General features: G+C 62.8%; 4 protein-coding genes and 1 pseudogene. 3 read left to right on the forward strand and 2 right to left on the reverse strand.

Features of this window, described 5'->3' with window-relative positions:
• Positions 1–402: 402 nt before the first annotated feature.
• From AWB81_RS40185 to AWB81_RS40195, 3 genes are all read left to right on the forward strand, one after another.
• Positions 403–1,428 carry an ATP-binding protein gene (locus AWB81_RS40185; RefSeq protein ID WP_062643906.1) on the forward strand — a complete coding sequence of 342 codons (1,026 nt, stop codon included), beginning with the start codon at positions 403–405 and terminating at the stop codon, positions 1,426–1,428.
• A 108-nt stretch (positions 1,429–1,536) separates the two neighbouring features.
• A complete protein-coding gene (locus AWB81_RS40190; protein ID WP_062643909.1) occupies positions 1,537–2,451 on the forward strand; it encodes a hypothetical protein in 915 nt (304 codons plus the stop codon).
• A gap of 9 nt (positions 2,452–2,460) precedes the next feature.
• Positions 2,461–3,744, forward strand: a complete 1,284-nt coding sequence (locus tag AWB81_RS40195) for a vWA domain-containing protein (RefSeq protein WP_062643911.1) — start codon at positions 2,461–2,463, stop codon at positions 3,742–3,744.
• Between the two features lie 73 nt (positions 3,745–3,817).
• Here AWB81_RS40195 and AWB81_RS40200 read toward each other — a convergent pair whose 3' ends face one another.
• Positions 3,818–4,288 (reverse strand): hypothetical protein, encoded by a 471-nt coding sequence (locus AWB81_RS40200; protein ID WP_062643913.1) that lies wholly within the window; start codon positions 4,286–4,288, stop codon positions 3,818–3,820.
• 26 nt (positions 4,289–4,314) lie between these two features.
• Positions 4,315–4,782, reverse strand: a pseudogene (locus tag AWB81_RS40205) (zinc-finger-containing protein).
• Positions 4,783–5,268: the final 486 nt, after the last annotated feature.

A 5,268-nucleotide genomic window follows, 5' to 3' on the forward strand; every position in this document is an offset into this window, starting at 1 on the left:
AGCACGATCGCCGAAGGCTTCTCCGAGATCGTTAGCATGCGGCAGGGCACTAGCGTGCGTTACGCGCTCGCAGACCCCGTCCGGCAGTTACAGGTATCGCTTCGCGCAAGCGACGGTACGCGCGCGTGGCGCTTGAACAGCGAGCAAGCTGATTCACTTTCGACGAACCCGGCTGCGTGCCGGGTTTTTTTTAGCCACGCTGGCCGTCGAGATGGCTTAAGGCACCCTGAATTAGTGACCTTTCCACCGATTGCCCGAGAGCCCGACCCCTACACTCCATCTATCAGCCGCGTCACTGACGCATCGACCCAGCCGGCTACGAGCCGGCTTTTTCATATCTTGCCCCACAGGGACCACGTCCCTACGGGCGTAGTCTTTATGGGGCTTCTCTTTGAAGCCATCATGAAAGTCACGCCCGCTCAACTCACCGAACTCCTCTCGCTGTACGTGCCGAAGCGTCTGCCGGTGCTCATCACAGGCCGCCCCGGCATCGGCAAGAGCGATATCGTTGAACAGACCGCGCATGCGACTGATCACGAACTGCTCATCAGCCACCCGGTTGTCGAGGATCCGACCGACTCGAAAGGGTTGCCGTTTCCCTCGCCCGATGGCACGACCGCCAAGTTCCTGCCGTTCGGGGATTTGGAACGCGCGATGACGGCCAGACGCCCGCTGATCTGGTTTCTGGACGACCTCGGGCAGGCCTCGCCCGCCGTGCAAGCCGCGAAGATGCAGTTGCTGCTCGCGCGGCGCGTCGGGGAGCACGTCCTGCCACCGCAGGTCACGTTCCTCGCGGCCACGAATCGCCGCACGGACAACGCCGGTGTCTCCGGGATTCTCGATCCGGTGATTTCCCGTTTCGCCACCGTGGTCGAGCTTGAACCGACCATCGACGACTGGACGCAGTGGGCCGTGCGCGGAAACATCGCGCCCGCGCTCATCGCGTTCCTGCGCTTCCGTCCGGACTTGCTGTCCGTGCAGAAGACGTCGCGCGACATCGAAAACGCACCGAGCCCGCGTAGCTGGGGCTTCGTGGCGAAAACCATGGATGTAGTCCCCAAGCACCTGGAGCACATCTCCTACGCCGGTTCGGTGGGAGAGGGTGCCGCGACCGAACTCGTCGCGTTCCTCCAGATCTTCCGCGAGCTGCCGAATCCGGACGCGATTCTTCTCGCGCCCGACACGGCCATGATCCCGACGACGCCTTCGGCGTTGTACGCGATCGCGGCAGCGCTTGCGGCACGCGCGAGCGAAAACAACTTCGATCGCGTCGTGCGCTACGCCGAGCGTCTGATCGGTGAAGGGCACCGCGAGTTCGCGGCGCTGCTGGTACGAGACGCTGTCCAGCGCTCGCCGCAGATCCAGAACTCGTATGCCTTCATTGGCGCGCAAGGCGGAGAGATCGGAAAGATCATCCGCGGCGAGTAACCAAGCACTCCACTTTTCTCAGCATTACCCATGTTGGCCCTGTCGTGTCTTCGGACGCACAGGGCCTTTTTCTTTGCTTCATCCATTCTATTTCTACGAGGTTTTCTCATGGACATCACTTCCATTCAATCGAAGGTCATGCTTTGCTCCGTCACGATTTCCACCTGGGTTGCCCGCCGTTTTGACGGCAAGGTGACGCAGGAAGTCGAGAGCAAGCACCACGCGAAGGGCATCGGCAGATTCAATAAACGCCTGTTGCCCGAGCACGCGCCGAGCTTTGCGGAAGTCGTGACGCTCGCCGGCCGTATCCGCTCGTACTTCTATGACCACACCCTGAAGTACGACCAGTTGGGCGTGCGGCTGCTGCCCACGATGGTCTACATGGACTTCGCCGAAAAGATGCGCTCGTTAAAAGACGAGTTCGACTTGGCGGTCTCCGTGTTCCTGACCGATTATCTGAACCTGAAGGAGGCGGCTCGCGAGGAACTGAACGGGCTTTTCAACGAGGCGGACTATCCGACCCTCGCTGAACTGTCCACGAAGTTCGGCGTGAAGATGGCCGTTCTGCCGTTTCCCGACGCAAGTCAGTTCGGCGTCGAGCTTCCGGCGAACGTGCTCAACACGCTCAAGAGCGAGTTGGACCAGCACGTTCTGGCCTCGATCGCGACTGCGAACGAGGACTTGGTGCGGCGTTTGTACGAAGCCGTGTCGCAGATGGCCAACCGGCTGTATGCGACGGGCAACGTGCGGCTCGACGTCGCCAATAACGTGCGGGAGCTCTGCGCGTTGCTGCCAAAGCTCAACTTCGCGAACGACCCGCAGCTCACGCACATCCTCGAGCAGGCCAAGGCGCATCTGGCCGTGCACACGGGCGCGGAATTGAAGGACTCGCGCGTGCTTCGCTCCCAGGTGGCCAGCAAGGCACAGGAGATTGAAGGGCTGATGGCCGCGTTCATGGGCATGCAGCCGGAGCCGATGGAAGTTGAATCGGCGCACTCGAGCCAACTGCGCCTCGTCGCATAAGGGGGCGTCATGGACCGCAACGATGTGGTGTTGGGCAGTAGCGCGGTCCATCCGCGCATTGCCCGGCAGCGGACCGAGCTCGTCCTCTCGCAACCATTTTTCGGGGCGCTCGCGCTCCGTTTGAATGTGCGCGAGGATCCAACTGCCAAGACGTTCTGGGTGGATGGCGAAACGCTCGGATATAACCCGACGTACATGGAATCGCTCAGCGACCTTGAAGTCAGGGGTGTCGTCGCGCACGAAGTGCTGCACGTAGCCAACGGCCATTGCTGGCGGCAGGGCGCGCGTGACCCGGATCGATGGAACGACGCCTGTGACTACGCGATCAACCCGATCGTGCTGTCCTCGGGCATGGTTCTGCCGAAGGGGGCGCTCGTCGATCCGCGCTACACGGGCAAGTCGGCGGAGGAAATCTACGGTTTGCTGACGCAGGAGGCGAAGCAGAAGCAGCCGCAGAACCAGTCGCCACAGCACCAGCAGCCGCAGAACCAGCAGCCGCAGCCGAGTCCGCAAGATCAGCAGCAGCCGAGCGGCAAGCAGCCCTCGAAGCCCGGTGGCCAGAACGGCACCGCGCCGGGGCAGTCGCCCGGCGATCAGCCTTCGCATCCCGGCTCATTCGGTGAAGTGCGACCGTACAAGGGGCCGGACAAGCCGGTGAAGGAAGCGGAGTGGAAGGTTGCCGTCACGCAAGCCGCGAAAGCGGCCGCGATGCGCGGCAAGCTTCCAGGCGAGCTGCAGGCGATGGCGGGCGAGGCAGTGCGGCCTGTCGTGGATTGGCGCTCAGTGCTGCATCGCTTTGCGCAGCAGTCGTCGCCGTCGGACTACAGCTTCGCGACGCCAAATCGGCGGTATTTGCATCTCGGCTTCTATCTGCCGTCATTGAATACACCGGCGATCGGCGATGCGGTATTCGTGCGTGACTCCAGCGGTTCGGTGTTCGACGAGACGCAGGCGCAGTTCGACGCGGAGATTCTCGCGGTCTTCCATTCGTTGAAGCCCGCGCGGCTAATCGTGATGGATTGCGATACCCGCGTGACACAGGTGCAGATCTTCGAGCGAGGCGACTCACCCGATATCAAACCTGTACGCGGCGGAGGCGGAACGGCGTTCGTCGACCCGTTCAACCGCGTGGCACAGGACGGCATGAACCCCGCCTTTCTGGTCTATCTGACAGATATGGTGGGGCGCTTCCCGACGGTCGCGCCGCACTACCCGGTGCTGTGGGCGTCAACCACGCCTTTGGCACGGGCTCGGAAAGCGCCGTTTGGCGAAACCATGGAGGTGATTTGTTAGTCCCCGGCTTGGCCGGGCATTCCCTGAAGAACGAAAGCCCGGCATTGCCGGGCTTTTTTTTGACCGCGCGGGCTCAGGCGCGGCGTTTCTTCTGCAGCGGCTGGTACGCATCGCCCGCCTTGAACCGGTCCAGACGGTCGCTCGCCGTGGTCAGCGCGCCGAGCGTTGCGCTATGGAGTTGCCGGTCGTACATGCTGACGATGGCAGCGAGCAGTGCAAAGGCGGACTCCGACGACACCCCCCACGTCCCGGTCTGCCTGCCGCCTTGGAATACCTCGGCCATTGCCCGGTCGGCCGCCAGCAGCGATTCGTGCGAGAACTCGCCGTGGGCCGCCTCGCTGAGGAACTTACCGAGCAACACGACTTCGGTGATGTGCTGCGCGGGGCCGACGTGGTCGCAGCCGCCGCGAATCGCTTCCAACGACAGGTGGGCACGAAGCGCGAGGTCATCGACGACGGCACGCGGGATCGGAAGCAATTGCGCCTTGGCAAGGCGCGCACGGGCCGCTTGGGGCGAGCGCTGGAAGGGAAGGGTGCGAGACATAGAAAACGTTTGGTTGACTGCCCGGGTTAACGATCTTCCCACGCCGGTTCTGAAGGGGTAACGGTGCGGTCGCGTCGAAGACGCTCGACGACAGCGATCGCGCGCTCGCATTGGTCCGCGTCGAGCGTATGGATCGAGCATTTCTCCGCATCCGCCCCCATTTCGCCGGCGAGCCATTTAATCGCTTTGGCGCGCGCCTCGAAAACATTGCAGCCATCGCGCCGGACCTTCGCCGCAACCAACGGCTCGAGCGCCGCGTGGAGCTTCGCCTTCAGGTCGCGCAGGCGGGTGTCGGCGAGACGGCCGAGCGGTACGTGGCGGGTGCTGCGCGGAAAGACGCCGATCCACGCCTGGCAGTCCGCGCAAAGCCACAGCGGGCCGTGATCGTCGCGGTAAGGGTAGGCGTCGTCGCCGGCATGCACGAGCGTCGCGGGCATGCCGCAGTAGTCGCAATGGGGATGGGGAAGAGGCTTGACTGGTTATCCGACGCGCATCGCCGAAGACTCCGGGACGGGAACACCAATATAGCAGGCGTGTCTGCTGATGCAGTCTTTGGTCGGCCACGGCCTACATTTATGGAGTGATGCGGGCGAGGCAACCGTCGAGTTTGCTGCTGCCGCTCGTCTGTGAGGGCCACGTCGCCTTCGCCGGTGCTGGGCGGGATGGCTTCCAGGCGCGCCCCGAAGGATGTCTCGCTAGTAATGGGGTCATGACAGCAAGTGCTTGCGGCAAACACTTAACAGCTACTTCCGGTCGCACTTAACCCGAAAGCTATATGTTTTCATGCGTCATTCCCCAAAACGGCCGCTATCCGGATAGCGTCACTGGGCTCGCTCAACCAAAAAGCGAGCCGTCGACCTCGGTCACAGATGTTGTGAGCTCGAGGGTATCGTCCGAGCGCTGCTCTGCCTGAGCGCATCTACGGCCGCGAAAGCCGCTCAATTTGACGCCTCTTTCGGTGCCTGCGCACGTCTGCCAAC

This window comes from Caballeronia arationis (assembly GCF_001544975.2).
Classification (GTDB): Bacteria; Pseudomonadota; Gammaproteobacteria; order Burkholderiales; family Burkholderiaceae; genus Caballeronia; species Caballeronia arationis.